Annotated in this window: 17 protein-coding genes and 1 pseudogene; 4 read left to right on the top strand and 14 right to left on the bottom strand. The window is 73.5% G+C overall.

Going from position 1 to position 15426, the window contains the following annotated elements:
• Positions 1 to 643: ATP-binding cassette domain-containing protein (locus EST92_RS09900; RefSeq protein ID WP_254068722.1), on the bottom strand; the 643-nt coding region annotated here is incomplete at its 3' end.
• Complete coding sequence (locus EST92_RS09895; RefSeq protein WP_129280559.1) at positions 640 to 1095, bottom strand: MarR family transcriptional regulator; 456 nt, start codon at positions 1093 to 1095, stop codon at positions 640 to 642. The genes EST92_RS09900 and EST92_RS09895, both read right to left, overlap by 4 nt.
• A 523-nt stretch (positions 1096 to 1618) precedes the next feature.
• Here EST92_RS09895 and EST92_RS09890 point away from each other — a divergent pair.
• The 3 genes from EST92_RS09890 (at position 1619) to EST92_RS09880 (ending at position 3836) form a co-directional block, all read left to right on the top strand.
• Positions 1619 to 2587, top strand: a complete 969-nt coding sequence (locus EST92_RS09890; protein ID WP_129280558.1) for a hypothetical protein — start codon at positions 1619 to 1621, stop codon at positions 2585 to 2587.
• A 121-nt stretch (positions 2588 to 2708) separates the two neighbouring features.
• Entirely contained in the window at positions 2709 to 3242 is a 534-nt protein-coding gene (locus EST92_RS09885; protein WP_129280557.1) for a hypothetical protein, read from the top strand.
• Between the two features lie 81 nt (positions 3243 to 3323).
• On the top strand, positions 3324 to 3836 hold the full coding sequence (locus EST92_RS09880; protein ID WP_174243971.1) for a DinB family protein: 513 nt from the start codon (positions 3324 to 3326) through the stop codon (positions 3834 to 3836).
• A gap of 79 nt (positions 3837 to 3915) precedes the next feature.
• Here the strand turns inward: EST92_RS09880 and EST92_RS32080 are convergent.
• The 5 genes and pseudogenes from EST92_RS32080 to EST92_RS09860 form a co-directional block, all read right to left on the bottom strand.
• Positions 3916 to 4031, bottom strand: a pseudogene (locus EST92_RS32080) (IS5/IS1182 family transposase); the annotation flags it as partial.
• Between the two features lie 43 nt (positions 4032 to 4074).
• Complete coding sequence (locus EST92_RS31110) at positions 4075 to 4218, bottom strand: hypothetical protein (protein WP_154073967.1); 144 nt, start codon at positions 4216 to 4218, stop codon at positions 4075 to 4077.
• A complete protein-coding gene (locus EST92_RS09870; protein ID WP_129280556.1) occupies positions 4194 to 4430 on the bottom strand; it encodes an MFS transporter in 237 nt (78 codons plus the stop codon). The genes EST92_RS31110 and EST92_RS09870 overlap by 25 nt, the downstream gene beginning before the upstream one ends.
• On the bottom strand, positions 4424 to 4720 hold the full coding sequence (locus tag EST92_RS09865; RefSeq protein WP_129280555.1) for an MFS transporter: 297 nt from the start codon (positions 4718 to 4720) through the stop codon (positions 4424 to 4426). The genes EST92_RS09870 and EST92_RS09865 overlap by 7 nt, the downstream gene beginning before the upstream one ends.
• Positions 4713 to 5915 carry a PP2C family protein-serine/threonine phosphatase gene (locus EST92_RS09860; RefSeq protein ID WP_129280554.1) on the bottom strand — a complete coding sequence of 401 codons (1203 nt, stop codon included), beginning with the start codon at positions 5913 to 5915 and terminating at the stop codon, positions 4713 to 4715. The genes EST92_RS09865 and EST92_RS09860 overlap by 8 nt, the downstream gene beginning before the upstream one ends.
• Positions 5916 to 6111: 196 nt before the next feature.
• On the opposite strand from EST92_RS09860, the gene EST92_RS09855 reads away from it, so the two are divergent.
• Positions 6112 to 6735 (top strand): methyltransferase domain-containing protein, encoded by a 624-nt coding sequence (locus EST92_RS09855; RefSeq protein ID WP_254068720.1) that lies wholly within the window; start codon positions 6112 to 6114, stop codon positions 6733 to 6735.
• A gap of 257 nt (positions 6736 to 6992) precedes the next feature.
• Here EST92_RS09855 and EST92_RS09845 read toward each other — a convergent pair whose 3' ends face one another.
• The 7 genes from EST92_RS09845 to EST92_RS09820 form a co-directional block, all read right to left on the bottom strand.
• Entirely contained in the window at positions 6993 to 8885 is a 1893-nt protein-coding gene (locus EST92_RS09845; RefSeq protein WP_254068718.1) for a carbamoyltransferase N-terminal domain-containing protein, read from the bottom strand.
• Position 8886: 1 nt separating this feature from the next.
• Positions 8887 to 9060: a hypothetical protein gene (locus tag EST92_RS31105; protein WP_154073966.1), complete on the bottom strand. Its 174-nt coding sequence runs from the start codon at positions 9058 to 9060 to the stop codon at positions 8887 to 8889.
• 11 nt (positions 9061 to 9071) lie between these two features.
• Positions 9072 to 9989: an Inducer of phenazine A gene (locus tag EST92_RS09840; RefSeq protein WP_254068716.1), complete on the bottom strand. Its 918-nt coding sequence runs from the start codon at positions 9987 to 9989 to the stop codon at positions 9072 to 9074.
• 120 nt (positions 9990 to 10109) lie between these two features.
• On the bottom strand, positions 10110 to 11045 hold the full coding sequence (locus tag EST92_RS09835; protein WP_129280552.1) for an NAD(P)/FAD-dependent oxidoreductase: 936 nt from the start codon (positions 11043 to 11045) through the stop codon (positions 10110 to 10112).
• Between the two features lie 3 nt (positions 11046 to 11048).
• Entirely contained in the window at positions 11049 to 12401 is a 1353-nt protein-coding gene (locus EST92_RS09830; RefSeq protein WP_129280551.1) for an MFS transporter, read from the bottom strand.
• Positions 12394 to 13296 carry a phytanoyl-CoA dioxygenase family protein gene (locus tag EST92_RS09825; RefSeq protein ID WP_129280550.1) on the bottom strand — a complete coding sequence of 301 codons (903 nt, stop codon included), beginning with the start codon at positions 13294 to 13296 and terminating at the stop codon, positions 12394 to 12396. Before EST92_RS09825 ends, EST92_RS09830 begins: the two co-directional genes overlap by 8 nt.
• Before the next feature lie 142 nt (positions 13297 to 13438).
• Positions 13439 to 15322 carry a carbamoyltransferase C-terminal domain-containing protein gene (locus EST92_RS09820; RefSeq protein ID WP_254068714.1) on the bottom strand — a complete coding sequence of 628 codons (1884 nt, stop codon included), beginning with the start codon at positions 15320 to 15322 and terminating at the stop codon, positions 13439 to 13441.
• Positions 15323 to 15426 lie beyond the last annotated feature (104 nt).

Genomic DNA, 15426 nt, shown 5'->3' with positions numbered 1-15426 from the left:
CGAGGCCGATCGTCGGCTCGTCGAGCATCAGCAGACGGGGCGCGCTGACCAGCGCCTGGGCGAGTTCGAGGCGGCGGACCATACCGCCGGAGTACGTGTTGGCGAGCCGGCCCGCCGCATCGGTGAGGCCGACCGCCGCCAGCGCCTGGGCGACGCGTGCCGCCCGCTCACGGCGCGGGACGTCGAAGACCCGGGCGAAGAGCGCGACGTTCTCGCGGCCGGTCAGCCCGGCGTCCGCGGACAGCTGCTGCGGCACGTACCCCAGCAGCCGGCGCACCGCCATCCGGTCCCTGGCCGCGTCGTGCCCGAAGACCCGCACCATGCCGGCCGGGACGGGCAGCAGGGTGGTGATGCAGCGGATCGCGGTGGTCTTGCCCGCGCCGTTCGGCCCGAGCAGCCCGAAGACCTCGCCGGGGCGGACGGACAGGTCGACGCCGTCCACGGCCCTGGTCTCACCGAAGGCATAGCGCAGACCACGGCAGGTCACCGCGTCAGGAGCGGACGCGGACCCGGTGTCTGCGTCCGGTGCCGGGTCACGGTGCGCGGTGGCGTCCGGGGCCGGGGCGCGGTGCGCCACCGGCGCGCGGCCCGGCCCGGCCGCACCCGGCAGCCGCCCCGGCCGTCCCTCGTCGTCGCTGGTCATGTGCCCTCCGCTTCCTCGTGCAGGTGGTGGGCGAGGAGGCGCAGCGCCGGGAGGGCCGCGGCCAGTGCCGCCCGGTCGGCCTCCGGCAGGCGCGCGAGCTGCTCGCTCACCAGGGCGCTGCGGCGGGTCTCCCAGTCACGCAGCCGCGACCGGGCCTCGGGGGTGGGGTAGAGCAGCGCCGAGCGGCGGTCGTCGGGAGCGGTCTCCCGGCGCAGAAACCCGGCCCGGCTGAGCTGATTGACCAGGGTGGAGACCGAATTCCCGGCGAGACAGAGCTCCCTGGCCGCGGCCGACACCCGTATGCCGGGCCGCTCCGCGACCAGCCGCAGCAGCTCCACCTCGGCGCCGCGCAGCGGGGGGACGGTCAGCCCGGCCCGCAGCCGGCGCCGGATCAGCCGCTGGACGCCGGCCAGCACCTCGGCGAGCGAGTCGGGGAACTCCCCTCCAGCCATGCCCCAATTTTAGCTCTGAGTGAGAGGTAGTGGCCGAGGCGCACGCGGGGCGGGGCCTTGGACGGCCCGAACGGCCCAGCCGGGCCACCGGAGCCCCGTGACCTGCCCGGACGGACGGTGCCGCACCCCGGCGGGCGTCTTTGGACGGGGTGGCGCCCGACGGCCCTGGGGGCGCGACACCACCCCGGCTGACGGTCCTGCCGGGACGACGCCACCCCGGCTGACGGCGCAGCCGGGGAGCGGCCGGCCGCGAGCCGGGGACCGGGGTGGCGGCAGACCCCCAGGTGACCGACGCACGGCTTGGGAAGCCCGAAATCCGCGGGCTCAGAACTCAACTACCGCCCGCATCAACGGCCTTGACAGCCCCTTGCGGGCGGAGAAGCCTGGTTCTTCCGGCGGTTGCCGGAAGTCGGGGGATACCGGGGGAATCGGGGGACTCATGAGGACGTACACGTCTGCGCGCGCGACGGGCGGGACACCGGCGGACAGGCACGGGAGACCGACGCACGACCAGGACCACAGCGTGCCCGCACCGCTGCCGCGGCAGGGCCGCCGGGGGCGCACGGCCTCCCGGGCGGCGAGCCTCGCCGCGGCGACCCTCGCCCTCTCGCTGTCACTGTCGGCCTGTTCCTCGGACGGCGCGGGCGGGGCCCCGGCGGCCGACAGCTCGGCTCCGTCTCCCAGCCCGACACCGACCGTCGACCGCGCCGCCTACCGCCACACGCTGACCGGCGCCCTCGGACCGCTCAACAGCGCACTGCGCGCGGTGGACAGCGCCCACGAGGGCAGTGCGCTGAACACCGCGCTGGACACGGCGTCGTCCCGCGCGGATGCGGCCGCGGACGCCCTGCAGATGACCGCGACACCGGACGACGCCTCGCCCGGCAACAGCCAACTCGTCTCCGCGCTGAGGGCGTTGGGGCAGGACCTCAAGAGTGCCGGCAGCGCCGGAGGCGGCCGCTGCGCCACCTCCCCCCGCGTCACCCTCGGCAGCGCGCAGAGCCCGCAGAGCGTCCAGGCCGCCGGGCGTGCGCTCACCGCCCTCGGCTACGACACGACCCTGCACCTGCCGCGTACGCAACCGGCCCAGCACCGGCGGCTCACCAACGGCACCCTCGTCCGCGACGGCAGCCGGGGCGGTCTGGGACGGCTGACCGTCAAGAACGGCACGGCCCGCGATGCGGTGGTGACCCTGACCCGTGCGAACCGCACGGCGTTCTCCCTGTATGTGCGCCACGGATCGAACGCGACCGTACGGAGCGTCAACAGCGGCTCGTACACGGTGTACTTCACCACCGGCGAGGACTGGAACGGCCCGAAGAGCTCCTTCACCCGCGAGTGCAGCTTCGAGAAGTTCGACGACCACGCGAACTTCAAGACGGTCCGGGTGACCGGCGGGACCCAGTACACCGTGCTGACCTTCACCCTGAACAAGGTCCTCGGCGGCAATGCGCGCACGAGCACGGTGCCGGCGGCCGAATTCCCGTCGTAGCAAGCCCACATACCCGTTGTAGCGGCGGAAACGGAGGCCGTCGGTTCACCGTCGCCGGGCCCGCGGGCAGCTGCGGTCCCGGCGACCGGGATTCCGCCTCGGCTCGGTATCGTGACTCCCTGTGGGCGACAGCACGGTGTGGACTCTGGCGATCGCGGCGATGACCGGCGGTACGGCGGTGCTCGCCAGCTGGGTCACCGGCCGCGGCAGCACCCAGGCCGCCAGGATCCAGGCCGAGACCGCGGCCCGTTCCCAGCGGGCCGAGCGGCTGCGGGAGAGCCGGCGCACGGCCTACCTGGATCTCATCGAACAGACCCACCACATCGGCGAGTTGTTCTGGGAGATCTCCGCGGCCCTGCGGCTGCCCGTTTCCCCGGACCGTACCGCCGCCCTCGGCGAGCTGCGGGAGCGGGAGGTCGCCGAGTACGCCAAGATCCGGCGCTGCGCGCGCGTCGTCGACCTGGAGGGCCCGCCCGCGGCGGCCGCCGCGGCGCTCGCCCTCCAACGGGCAACCCGCCCCTTCTATGCGGCCATGACGGCAGACCTGTCCGACGAGGCCGACGGCCGCCACGACTTCGATGCCGCCTTCCGCCCGTTCTGGGCAGCGCTGGAGGACTTCGTCGAGGCGGCGCGCGCGGCCCATCAGCGGGAGTGAGGACGAGGCCCGTCCGGGAACTCCCGCTCCCCTGCCCACGCATCCAGGGCAGTGTCAGACCCCCGTGCCACGATGACGACCATGAGCACTCCCGAACGCGTCATGCCGCCCCTGGACGCCGATGAGCGGACTTCCTTGGAGAGTTGGCTGGACTTCTACCGCAGCACTCTCGCCCAGAAATGCGACGGCCTGGAGGAGCACCAGCTCCGCGAGGCGTCGGTGGCGCCCTCGCCGATCACTCTGCTCGGCCTCGTCCAACACATGGCCGAGGTCGAACGGAACTGGTTCCGCCGGATCCTGGCGCGGGAGGACGCCCCACCGATATTCGAGAACGGTGCCGAGCCCGGGACCCCCGACGGCGGTTTCGACCTCGCCGAGGGAGCCACGTACGAAAAGGCGCTGGCCGTCTGGCAAGCCGAGATCGCTCGCGCCCGGACGCACTGTGCCGCCCACTCCCTCGACGACACCAGCCCCTTCATGGGCGGGCAGGTCACCCTGCGCTGGATCTACACCCACATGATCGCCGAATACGCCCGCCACTGCGGCCACGCCGACTTCCTCCGCGAGCGCCTGGACGGCCTGACGGGCGTCTAGGCCAGTTTTCGCTGGATCATCGGGTGGATGAGAGAAAGAGGCCTGCGTTGTGGAGCCCGGCAAGGTGGATGATCACGGTTTTCTCCTGGCGCGTTGCGATGCCTCGCCGCCGCTTGAGGCGGTTGATGCACCGTTCCGCGGTGTTGTGCTGCCGTAGAGGTCGCGGTCGAAGGCGGGTGGCCGGCCTGCCGCCCTGGCTGGCGGACGCATCGATTCCGCCCCGCGCACACGCTGCGGGTCAGTCCGTCAGCCGCTCGTACAGCACATAGGTGTTGCCGTCCTGATCGGCGAACTCACCCATCCACGAGCCCCAGGACTGTTCGGCTGGAAATTCGGTGAAGCGCACACCCCGCGCGATCAGTTCCTCGGCGGTGGCGCGCACGGCCGTGCCTTGGCGCCGCCCAGGGGCCGGGCCGGCACCCGAGCCGCGCCCGCGCAGGCCACCAGCCCGAACACGGCGACCAGCCAGAGGGGGGCGCGCCACCCGAGCCAGTCACCGACGAGCGCGCCGAGCGGCGCGCCGAGCACGGTGGACACGGTCAGGCCGCCGGTGATCATCGCCAGGGCAAGCCCCCGTCGCTCGGGGCTCACCATGCCGCTCGCCGCCGCGCCCGCGGTCGCGTGTAGGTCGCCGCGCCGGCCGCCGCGATGACGCGCCCCGCCGCCACGACCGCCAGGGCGGGGCCCACCGCCTGCAGCACCATGCCGACGGTGAACACCAGCTGGGACAGCACCAGGATGCGCCGCTGACCCCAGCCCGCGGTCAGTGCCGTCAGCAGGGGTGCCGCGATCGCGTAGGTCCACCTGCCCCAGGTCGGCCGCGATCCGTTCGGCGGCCCCGGGCACCGAGCCCGAAGCCCCCGTCCGCCTCCCCGGCTAAGCATCACCGACGTCCTGCGGCCCCAGCGCGAGCAGGGCGACATCGTCGTGGAAGACCCGGGTGTGGCGTGGCAGGTCGGTGTTGAGGAAGTCGATGACGTCGACGGGGCCGGGTGCGGGCCGGCCGGCGAAGCGGTCGCGCAGGCGGTCGAGGAGCGGATAGAAGGCCCCGGTCCGGTCGCGGGCCTCGATCAGGCCGTCGGTGCACAGGAGCAGGACGTCGCCCCGGCGGAACGGGTGGGTGTAGGAGACGGGGTCCTCGTCGTCGAGGGCGCCCAGGCCGAGCGGGAGGGCGGGCGGTCCGGTGAGGGCCGTCACCTCACCGCGGGAGATCAGCACCGGCTCGATGTGCCCGTGGTTGACGATGGTCACCCGCTGGGCGACGGCGTCGTACTCGACCAGGGCGGCGGTGACGAACAGCTCGTCGTCGGGGCGCTCATCGGCCTCACGGGCCAGGCACCGCTCCATCCGGGCCGCGACCGCCAGCAGGTCCACCTGGTCGTAGGCGGCCTCGCGAAAGCTGCCGAGGAGGTCGGCGACCGTACGCACGGCCTGCAGACCCTTGCCGCGGACATCGCCGATGAGGGCGCGCTCGCCAGCCGGCGTGGCACGGATGTCGAAGAGGTCACCGCCGACCATCGTGCCGACCTCCCCGGACCGGTAGAGACCGGCCGCGAGCACCTGCCCGACGCGGTGCGGCACCGGCCGCAGCAGGGTACGCATCAGCGCCTCGGCCACCGAATGGGCCCGGACCAGCTGCTGCTCCTGGCGCCGACGGTGAGCGGCCAGCGCCACCCCGAGGAGGCCGACCATGCCGGTGGCGATGTAGGCGGCGACATGGTGGTTCTCCCACAACTGGTGGACGTTGTGGCCCGTGCAGCACGGGGTCCCGGCCAGCACGCCCTCCAGCACCACCGCGAAGACCGTGATCGCCGCGACCGCGACCGGACCGAGGGTGTACGCGGCGGTCACCGGCAGCGCGATGAGCAGGAAACTCACCGCCCACGGCGTGGGGGTCACGAATTCCAGCAGCAGCACCCACACGACATAGGCCGGCGGCAGCCAGCGCATCCACGCGGGCGGCCGCGGCACCTCGAAGCCGCTGTGGTCGACGACCGTGAGCTGTCCGCCCGTACGGCCCCGGCCCTCCCGGCGATCACGACCGATCCGCCCGAAGATCCACTGCCCCGACCTGTCCACACGGGCTCCCCACACGACCGTGATCAAGAAGCACAGCCTGTCCCGGCCGGAGAGCCCCTACCGGCCATTAGGCCGCTTGACGGCATGTCATATGTGGTCAGGCGGCGGGCAACAGGCAGGAAGCGCAGCCCCGGCGCCGTTCGTGTCATCTCCGCGGAAGCTCCGCCGAGCCCGGCCCGGCTAGGATCGAACGGTGATGCAGAGCGCAACTCTGGCCGGGGCCTTCGACGAGCTGGCCGACAGCTACGATCACCGGCACCACGAGGAGATCGCGCGGGCCCTGATCGCGTGGGTGGCGCCTGGTGAAGCCGACGCGGTCGCCGATGTGGCGTGCGGGGCGGGAGCGGTCGCCCGGCAGCTCGCGCGGAGCCGGCCCGAGACCGCGCCCCCCGTCCTGGCCGTCGATCTGTCTCCCGGGATGGTCGAGGTGGGCCGGGCCCGTGCCGCCGGCCTGGAACGTGCGACGGCGATCGACTGGCGGGTCGCCGAGGCGGTGCCGCTGCCGGTGGCCGATCGCTCGCTCGACGTCGTGCTCTGCGCGTCCTCGCTGCACTTCCTGGGGCGCCGGGCGCCGGCCGACTGGCGGCGCGCCCTGCGGCCGGGGGGCCGGGTGGGTTTCACGCTGCCCCTGGCCACGCACTTCCGGCCGTCGGAACGCTTCTCGGGTCACCTCGCCCGTGATGTGCCGCTGCCCCACACCGCGCAGGAGGCGAGTGTCTGGGCGGCGGAGTGCGGATTCGCCGAGGCCGCATCCCGCGTGCTCGTCCTTGGTACGCGTCGTGTGGTGGTGACCTCGGCCAGGGAACCCGGCGGTCGGTGAGCAAGCCGGTAAGTGGGCCGGTGAGCCACGGGGCCGCCAGGGCCGCCCGCGGCCCCGCGTGCGTCGGTTACGGCGGACCGGGGGGTGAGGGGGCGGGGCGCGCGGGGCGAGGGTGAGGAGCGGCCGGGCGGTCCAGGTAGGTCGTCCGGCGGCCGTCCCGGGAACGCCGGAGAGGGTCCTGCACCGCCCGTGCGCACAGGCCGGCCGGGGTGATCACCGCGAAGTACAGCGCGGCCAGGCCGAGGTGTCGCAGCCGGTCAGTCCATCGGGATCGCGGCACGCCAGTCGGCCTCCTCCCGCCACTCGGGCTGGTCCCGCTTGTCCAGCAGGAAGTCGCCGAGGACCAGCAGATCGATCCGGGTACGCATGAAGCAGGCGTACGCCTCCTCGACGTCGCGCACGATCGGCTCCCCGCGCACGTTGAACGAGGTGTTCACCAGCACCGGGCAGCCCGTGCGGTCCCGGAAAGCGGTGAGCAGCGCGTGGAAGCGGGCGTGGCGCTCGGCCGACACGGTCTGCACGCGGGCCGAGCCGTCGACATGGGTGACCGCGGGGATCGTCGAGCGCGGCACCCGCAGCAGGTCCAGGCCCGTCGCGCCGTCCGTCGCGGCCCCGCACTCCCGCCGCTGTGCCGCGGCGACCTGCGCGGTCAGCAGCATGTACGGGCTCTCCTGGGCCAGGTCGAACCAGTCCTTGGCGTCCTCGGCCAGCACCGCGGGCGCGAACGGGCGGAAGGACTCCCGGAACTTGGTCTTGAGGTTGAGGGTGGACTGCATGGCGGGATCGCGCGGATCGGCGAGGATGGAGCGATTGCCCAGCGCCCGTGGTCCGAACTCCATCCGTCCCTGGAACCAGCCGACCACCCGTCCCTGCGCGAGCTCCGCCGCGACACGCTCCACCATGTCCCGCTCCGGCAGGCGCACGGCGGGGTAGCCGCCACGGGTCAGGAACTCCTCCGTCTTACGATCGGAGCAAGCGGGGCCGAGCAGCGCCCCCGCCATCGCGTCCGTGCCGCGCCCCACATGCGGGCGGGGCGCTCCCCGGCGGTGCGACTCGGCCAGCGCCGCGCCGAGCGCCCCGCCCGCGTCCCCGGCCGCCGGCTGGATCCACAGCTCGTCACAGACCCCGTCGGCCAGGATCCGGCCGTTGGCCACGCAGTTGAGGGCCACACCGCCGGCCAGGCACAGCCGTCGCTCCCCGGTGCGGTCCAGCGCCGTCCGGGCCAGCCGGAGCATCACCTCCTCGGTCACCTGCTGCACGGAGGCCGCCAGGTCGAATTCCCGCTCGGTGAGCGGGCCTTCCGGTGTCCGGCGCGGCCCGTCGAACAGCTCCTCGAAGGCCCGGCCGACCATGGTCTGCCCGTACTGGAAGGTGAAGTGACGCAGATCCAGGCGGAACGAGCCGTCCTGCTTGACGTCGATCAGCCGCTCCCGGATGAGTGGCGCGTAGCGCGGCGTCCCGTAGGGCGCCAGGCCCATCAGCTTGTACTCGCCCGAGTCGACCTTGAAGCCGCAGAAGTACGTGAACGCCGAGTACAGCATGCCGAGGGAGTGCGGAAAGCGCAGTTCGGCGAGTGGAGCCAGCTCGGTGCCCCGTCCGTGCCACAGCGTTGTCGTGGCCCACTCCCCCACGCCGTCGACGCACAGCACCGCGGCCGACGGGTACGGGCTCGGGAAGAACGCCGACGCGGCGTGCGAGGCGTGGTGCCGGTGTGCCACCACCGGTGGCAGCGGCTGTCCGGGGGCCAGGGCGCGCAGCCGCGCCCGTACGTCGTCCAGGGCCCGCCGCTTCCAGCCGGCCCACTGCCCGAACGCCCGGCGGAACACGGGGAAGCCGTGCGGGGCGGTGGCCAGCCAGGTCGCCAGCACCCGGCGGAACTTCAGCGCCGGGTCCTCGTAGAACGCCACGGCCGCCAGCTCGTCGAGGCGCAGCCCGGCCTCGCGCAGGCAGCAGGCGACGGCGTGCGAGGGGAAGCCGGGGTCGTGGCGGCGCCGGGTGAACCGCTCCTCCTGTGCCGCCGCCAGCGGGGTGCCGCCGGCCACCACGGCTGCCGCGCTGTCGTGGTAATAGGCGGAGATGCCCAGGACCGGGCCGTCCGGCCCGCCGGGGCCCGAGCGGTCGGCGCGCGCGCCGCCCCTGCCGGTCCGCATGTCAGAACAGGGGGTAGACGGACGCGTCGTCCTCGGGCTGCGGCCGCAGCCGGGACGGCGGCGTGGGCCGGTCCGGCGGGGTGTCGGGGGCGGGCCCCCGGCGACCCCGGTGCCGCAGCCAGGAGGCGAGGCGGCGGACCGCCGACGCGGGCGCCGCGTTGCTGTCTTCGGGCATGGCGGCGCTCCTCACCTCAGGTCCAGGCGGTCCGCCAGCTGCCGGGCCACCAGGTCGTATCCCAGATCGGTGCAGTGCACCCGGTCGATGAACAGCCAGTCCTGCGGCCCGGCGGCCTCGGCCAGCGCCACGTTCAGGTCCACGAACCGCACGTCGAGCCGGGCGCATCCGGCGGCCAGCCGGTCCGCGTAGGCGCGGCCCACCGCCATGGTGGAGATGTCGTGGTGGAACCGGCGGAAGTTGGACACCTCGTCCAGCTCCTCGAAGAGCAGCTGCTCGCGGGGCAGCGGTTCCTCGCGCACCCAGGGCGCGAGCGGCTGGAGCGCGAAGACCAGCCGGGCGCCCAGGCCGTCCGCAAGCAGCTTCCAGGCCCCTAGGTGACGAATAGTCAATTCGGTGGCGTGCGCGACACGTTGGTCCGGGGGCGGTACGACGTCGGGGGCGGGCCCGCAGTCGAAGAAGGCGCCGTGCCGGCCCTGCTTCTCCTCGGGCAGCCGACTGAGCACCAGATTGTTGACCCCGGAGAGCAGCACGATGTCCTCGACCGGCGGGAGTTCGTGCTGGAACAGGGTGAACAGCAGCAGTTCCTGGGCCGAGTTGTGGCTCTGGCCTGCGATGTTCAGCCAGGGCAGCCGGGGCGCGTGGGCGTTCCACAGCCGTGCGGTGATCGTGGCCGCGTCACCGGTGGCGCCCACGCCGAAGACCGCGGAACTGCCCGCGAGCACCCGCGCCGGGCCGTCGGGACGGTCGTCGCCGACCGTCGCCCGGAGCCCGCCGGGGCCCGGGGTGACCCGGAAGCCGTGCCGGTCGGTCGTGTAGACGGGGGTCTTCTCGTTGCCGTACTGGAAGTACCCCAGATAGGGCTGGTCCTCCAGAACGAAGGTGTAGTGCTCCATGTGCGGAGTGAACTCGGCGCGGGGTGACGTCATCGTGCAGGGACTCCCGTCGGTGCGCGGTGCGTGGCTGTCGTGCCTTCCGTGGTGACCGGCCGGCCTGCCGTGCGCGGTGGGCCCGTGGGGCACGCCAGGTGCGGTGTGGGCGGCCTGCACTCAGGGGGCCGGGGTCGGGGGCGGCGGCTCGGGCAGGGAGCCGGGGCGGTCCTCGCGGATCAGGTCGGCGTTGATGGCCATGCCCGCCAGCCCTCCGCTGGCAGCGGCCATCGCGGCCTGCTGCATGGTCCGGCCGAGGTCTCCGGCCACGTACAGCCGGGGCAGGCTGGTGCGGCCGCGCTCGTCGGTCTGCACGGACTCCAGGTCCGGGGCCTGCAGCCAGGGGCGCAGCGGGGCCACCCGGGGCTCCATGTCCAGGTGGAGGAAGAGCGCCCCGTAGCTCGCGGACCGGCCGTCCTCGAAGACGACCTCGACGCCCTCGGGATGCGGCTTCACCTCGCCGACCCCGTCGTGGACGACGGGCACGCCGGCCGCGGTGAGCCGGCCCCGCTCGTCCTGGGGCAGCTCGCGCCGGTCGGTGAGGTAGGTGATGCGGTCGGACCACACCGTCAGGGTCGCGGCCAGGCACTCGCTGGGCACGCTCCCTCCGTACACGGCGAAGCTGCGGTCGCGCACCTCCCAGGCGTGGCAGTACGGACACTCCAGGACGGTCGTGCCCCACAGGTCGGCCAGGCCCGGGACCGGCGGCAGCACCGAGCGCACACCGGCCGCGTACAGCAGGGTGCGGGCCCGGAAGGTGCCGGACTCCTTGGTGGTGACCACCACGTGGTCGCCGTCGGGCTCGGCCGACACCACCTCGTCGTCGCGGAACGTCACGTCGTACGCGTCGAGTTGGGCGCGGGAGCGGGCCCGGAAGTCCGCGATCGTCGCCCCGTCGTTGGTGAGGACGTTGTGCATGACGCCCGCTGCCATGTTGCGGGCGTCGCCCGAGTCGATCAGCAGCACCCGGCGACGCGAACGGCCCAGGTAGAGCGCCCCGTTGAGGCCGGCCGGGCCGCCTCCGACGATCACTGTGTCGTAGAGCTGTGTGTCCAATGGTCATCCCTTGTCGAGAAGGTCACTGTGCGGAGGCGGATCGGTGGGCGGCGCACCGGAAGACAGGGGCGGGGCGGAGGGCGCCGGGAGTGCGTCGCCGGGCGCGGAGTGGTCCTCGCGCAGGGGCGCGAGCAGCACCAGCGCGCCGACGGCCAGGAGGGTCCCGCACACCACGAACACCGCGCGCACGGACAGGGCTTCGGCGAGCAGTCCGCCGAGTGTCGCGCCGACCGGCATGGTGCCCCACGCGCACAGCCGGGACACGCTCATCACCCGGCCCTGGAGGTCCTCCGGCGTGAGCCGCTGGCGCAGCGACATCACGGGGATGTTCCAGCCCATCATGAAGACGCCGTTGGCGGCGAGCGCCAGCGCGGCCAGGACCGGATGGCGGCCCAGGCCCAGCGCGGCGTACGCGGCCCCGGACGCCACCAGGGACCAGCGGGCCAGCCGTACGGTGGGCAGCCGGTCGGCGGCCCGGGGCGCCAGCCAGCTGCCGGCGACGGCGCCCAGCGACCCGACGGCGAGCAGCAGTCCGTACCCGGCGGCGCTCAGCCCCAAAGTGCCCTCGCTCAGCAGCACCAGCATCGAGAAGGTCGCCGAGAACACCAGGCCGTACAGGGCGCTCGCGGCCAGGGTGAGCCGCAGGGTGCGATGGCCGAGGACGAAGCCGAGCCCGCCCCGGATGTCGCGCAGCACCCCGCCGCGCGCCCCGCCCGGTGCCGCCCCGCCCGGTGCCGCCTCGCGGCGGGTGCGGGCGAGCGGGGCGAGGCCGAACAGCAGCAGCGCGGCCAGCGCGTACAGCACCCCGCCGGTGGCCAGCGCCGCGGCGGCGGTCAGGCCCACCAGCAGGCCCGCCACGGGCGGTCCGGCCGTTTCGTTGAGCACGATCGTCGCTGCCATCAGCCGTCCGTTGGCGCGCTCCAGGTGCCGCTCGTCGACCAGGCGCGGCAGCATCGCGGGTGCCGCGGTGTCGGCGAGGGTCTCGGCGATGCCCAGCAGGAACGCCAGCGCGTACAGGAGGGCCAGCGGACGGTTGTCGGCAAGCACCAGGGTCGCGCCGAGCAGCGCCGCCGCGCGGACCAGGTTGCTGCCCAGCACGATCCGGCGCCGGTCCACCCGGTCCACGAGGACGCCCGCGGGGAGCGCGAACAGCAGCCAGGGCAGCATGTTGACGGTGGTCAGCCCGGCGACCGCCGCCGGGTCGGGGTGGTGCGCGACCACCAGCAGCGGCAGCAGCGTACGGGTGATGCCGTCGCCCGCGTTGGAGGCGGCCGTCGAGGCCCACAGCCAGCGGAACGGGCGGCCCAGGTCCGCCCGGCGGACCGGGCGGGCCCCGGACGGGGCGGTGCTAGCCAACAATGCTCCCCTCGTGCCACGCACGCAGGCCCAGCAACCGCTCGCCCAGTTCGGTCAGCGTCGCCGGCCCGTACAGTTCGGCCTCGTCCTTGCGCACCCCGCCCTGCGGCGGATGCGGCGGGATCCGGTCCCGCCAGAACCGCACCCGGGCCTCGCGGAGGTCGGCGTTCTCCTCCCAGGCGGGCGCCATGGTCAAGTACTGGGCCATGCGCACTCGGGCCTCGGAGACGTTGGGGTGCACCCCGTGCGGCAGAAGGCTGTTGAAGATGATCAGGTCGCCGGGGGCGACCTCCGGCGTGGTGATCGAGTAGCCGCTGATGTCCGGCGTGAACGGGTCGCGGTCGGCGGGCTGGCCGCTCACCCACTTCTCCCACTCGGTGAAGATCTCCGGCACGCACTGGAAGCCGCCGATCTCCTCGTCGCCGTGGGTCAGCGAGAGCACCGCCTGGCAGCTCACCTGGAGCGGATCGGCGGAGGTGTCCACGTCCCAGTGGATGAACCCGTCGAAGGCGCGCGGTCCCCGGTTGGGCGGGTTGACGTTGCAGAAGTCGATGGTGACCCACAGGTCGGTGCGGTCCCAGATGTCGGCGAAGGCCCCGTGGACCCGCGGGTTCTGTCGGATGTCCCACTGGGCCTGGTGGTTGTACATCTCCACCAGCCCGCTGTGGCCCGGCAGCCGGTCGTTGCCGGTGTGCGGCGAGGCCCAGGTCGAGGGGTCCTCGGGACGCATGTCGAGGAAGGAGTACAGCCCCTCGGTGAGGGCGGCGACCGTCTCCGGCGGCACCGCCTGACGGACGATCACATAGCCTTGGGTGATCCACTGTTGCCAGTCCGCGGGGGACAGGACGCGCAATGGTTCCGTCTTGTGGATGTCTCGCAGTGGAATGGCGGCCACGGGCACTCTCCAGGGACACGACGCCTGCACATGATCGGGTGGGACGGTCCGGCCTCGACATCGTCATTCCGGCCATTTTTCGCCCGGCCGGAGATATCGGGGAATACGGGTACGGGGCGCTGGACGGGGACGGGGACGGGGATCACTCGACGATCAGGCGGCGTTCGGGCAGCACCACGGCGTCCAGCTCGGTCCCGGTGAGCAACTCCAGTGCCTCGTCCAGGTGGTTGAGGAGGGGACGGCCGCCGCCGTTGGCGCTGGTGTTGATGAGCACGGGCAACTCCGTGCGGGCGGCCACCGCGTGGCACAGCCGGTGCAGCAGGGGATGGACGTCGGGCCGTACGGTCTGGAGGCGGGCCGTCCCGTCGATGTGCCGCGCCTCGGCGAGCTGCTGGGCCCGGTCGGGCCGCACCCGCACCGCGAACAGCATGGTCTGGGTGTGGTCCAGGGGCCCGGTGAAGTACTGGTCGGCCACCTCCTCCGGGCAGATCGGCGCGACCGGCCGGAACCACTCCCGGTTCTTGATCGTCTGGGAGACGTACCGGCGGGCGCCGCTCCAGTGGGCCGAGACCAGCAGGGAACGGTGGCCCAGCGCCCGCGGTCCGGTCTCCAGGCCGCCCTCCAGCCAGGCCACGCACCGCCGGTCGGCCAGCAGGTCGGCGACGGCCTGGACGAACTCCTCGTCGCCGGCCGGGCGGCGCAGGGACAGCCCGAGGCCGCCCAGTCGCCGTCTCAGGCCGTCGACCTGCTCGGCGTCGTCGCGGCTCCCCGTGTCCAAGCCCTCCAGCGGCGGTCCGGCGTAGGCCAGCGGCGCCCATCCCGAGCGGCCCAGCAGGGCCGGGCGGTCGGCCGGGTCGGCGACGGCCAGCGCCGCGCCCAGCGCGATCCCCGAATCGTCGCAGCAGGTCGGGATGGACACCCGGGTGAACTGGGCGCATTCGGCGAGGCGGCTGTTGGCGGTGATGTTGAGCGCGCAGCCGCCCGCGTAACAGAGCGTCGCATAGCTGGGGAAGCGCCGGCTGACGCCGGCGACCAGCGACGTCAGGTCCCGCTCCACGGCGTTCTGCAAGGTGGCCGCCAGGTCCCGGCAGATGCGCGCGTCCGGGGACGTCCCGACCGGGGTGCTTCGCCCGTCCGCGGTGCGGATCTCGTCGGGGAAGACCGAGCCGAAGGAGTGCACGACGTCGTCGTCGGAGGAGTCGGCCAGGCCCGCGTCCAGATACCCGCCGCTGTGCGGGTCGTACTCCCACCAGGTGTCGGCGTAGCGCAGCGCGGTGCCGGTCAGCCGGTCCTCGTCGAGCAGCTCGTACAGGTCCGGCGAGGCGCGCCGGGTGGACTGCGGGACGAGCATGGCGCGCAGCACCGGCAGCAGGGCGGCATCGGTCTCCCCGGTGGCCGTCAGCCCGAGCAGCTTGCCGGTGTCGAACTGGCTGCCGTGGACGCGCCGGGCGAGCGCCTCGTAGACCAGACCGAAGCGCGGGCCGGTGCGGTTGGTGAACGACATCACGGGGGTGAGCTGGTCGCCGTCGCCGAGGCAGAGCATGCCGCACTCGGCGTAGTTGCCCGTTCCGTCCAGGGCCAGCACCAGGGCCTTGCGGGCCCCGGAGGTGTAGTACGCGAGGGCGGCGTGCGCGTAGTGGTGGCGTACCGCGGTCAGGGTGATGTCGCCGAACCCCTTGGCCAGCGGCCAGTCCAGGGGTTTGATCACCCGGGTCACCGCGTCGGCGAGGCCGGTGCCGCCGGTGGCCGTCCAGCGGGCGTCCTCGTTGACGAGCTCCACCAGCGCCGGGGGCAGCACCTGGCACACCGGCGTGTACCAGTCGGCCACCGCGATCCCGGTCACCGGGCTCGCCGCCCGCTCCCGTAGCTCCGCCAGCCACTCGGCGGCGGCCTGCGGGAAGTCGCCGTTGCCGCCGCACACATGGCGCAGCCCCAGACGGCGCTCGGCCTCGATGACGCGGTAGCCGCCCGCCTCGGTGAGCGCGACACCCGCGTCGTGGCCGAAGTGCATCCCCATCATTGCCATGAAACACGTCACCCTTCCTCGGCCCGGACCGGAGTGGTGGGCACGGTTCGTGGATCGGCGGCCCGCCTCGCGCGCAGGCGGGCCGGTGCGGAGAGCGTCGGAGC

This window comes from Streptomyces sp. TM32, from assembly GCF_004122755.1.
In the GTDB taxonomy this organism is placed as follows: domain Bacteria; phylum Actinomycetota; class Actinomycetes; order Streptomycetales; family Streptomycetaceae; genus Streptomyces; species Streptomyces sioyaensis.
This window is presented reverse-complemented; position numbering and strand designations above follow the sequence as displayed.

Excerpts from the sequence above, each read along its gene's own strand:
- EST92_RS09870 (WP_129280556.1), bottom strand. The coding sequence starts at position 4,430 with ATGGTGAGCCCCGAGCGACGGGGGCTTGCCCTGGCGATGATCACCGGC.
- EST92_RS31105 (WP_154073966.1), bottom strand. The coding sequence starts at position 9,060 with ATGCCCGAAGACAGCAACGCGGCGCCCGCGTCGGCGGTCCGCCGCCTC.
- EST92_RS09855 (WP_254068720.1), top strand. The coding sequence starts at position 6,112 with ATGCAGAGCGCAACTCTGGCCGGGGCCTTCGACGAGCTGGCCGACAGC.
- EST92_RS09880 (WP_174243971.1), top strand. The coding sequence starts at position 3,324 with ATGAGCACTCCCGAACGCGTCATGCCGCCCCTGGACGCCGATGAGCGG.
- EST92_RS09845 (WP_254068718.1), bottom strand. The coding sequence starts at position 8,885 with ATGCGGACCGGCAGGGGCGGCGCGCGCGCCGACCGCTCGGGCCCCGGC.
- EST92_RS09820 (WP_254068714.1), bottom strand. The coding sequence starts at position 15,322 with ATGGCAATGATGGGGATGCACTTCGGCCACGACGCGGGTGTCGCGCTC.
- EST92_RS09865 (WP_129280555.1), bottom strand. The coding sequence starts at position 4,720 with ATGCTTAGCCGGGGAGGCGGACGGGGGCTTCGGGCTCGGTGCCCGGGG.
- EST92_RS09895 (WP_129280559.1), bottom strand. The coding sequence starts at position 1,095 with ATGGCTGGAGGGGAGTTCCCCGACTCGCTCGCCGAGGTGCTGGCCGGC.
- EST92_RS09840 (WP_254068716.1), bottom strand. The coding sequence starts at position 9,989 with ATGACGTCACCCCGCGCCGAGTTCACTCCGCACATGGAGCACTACACC.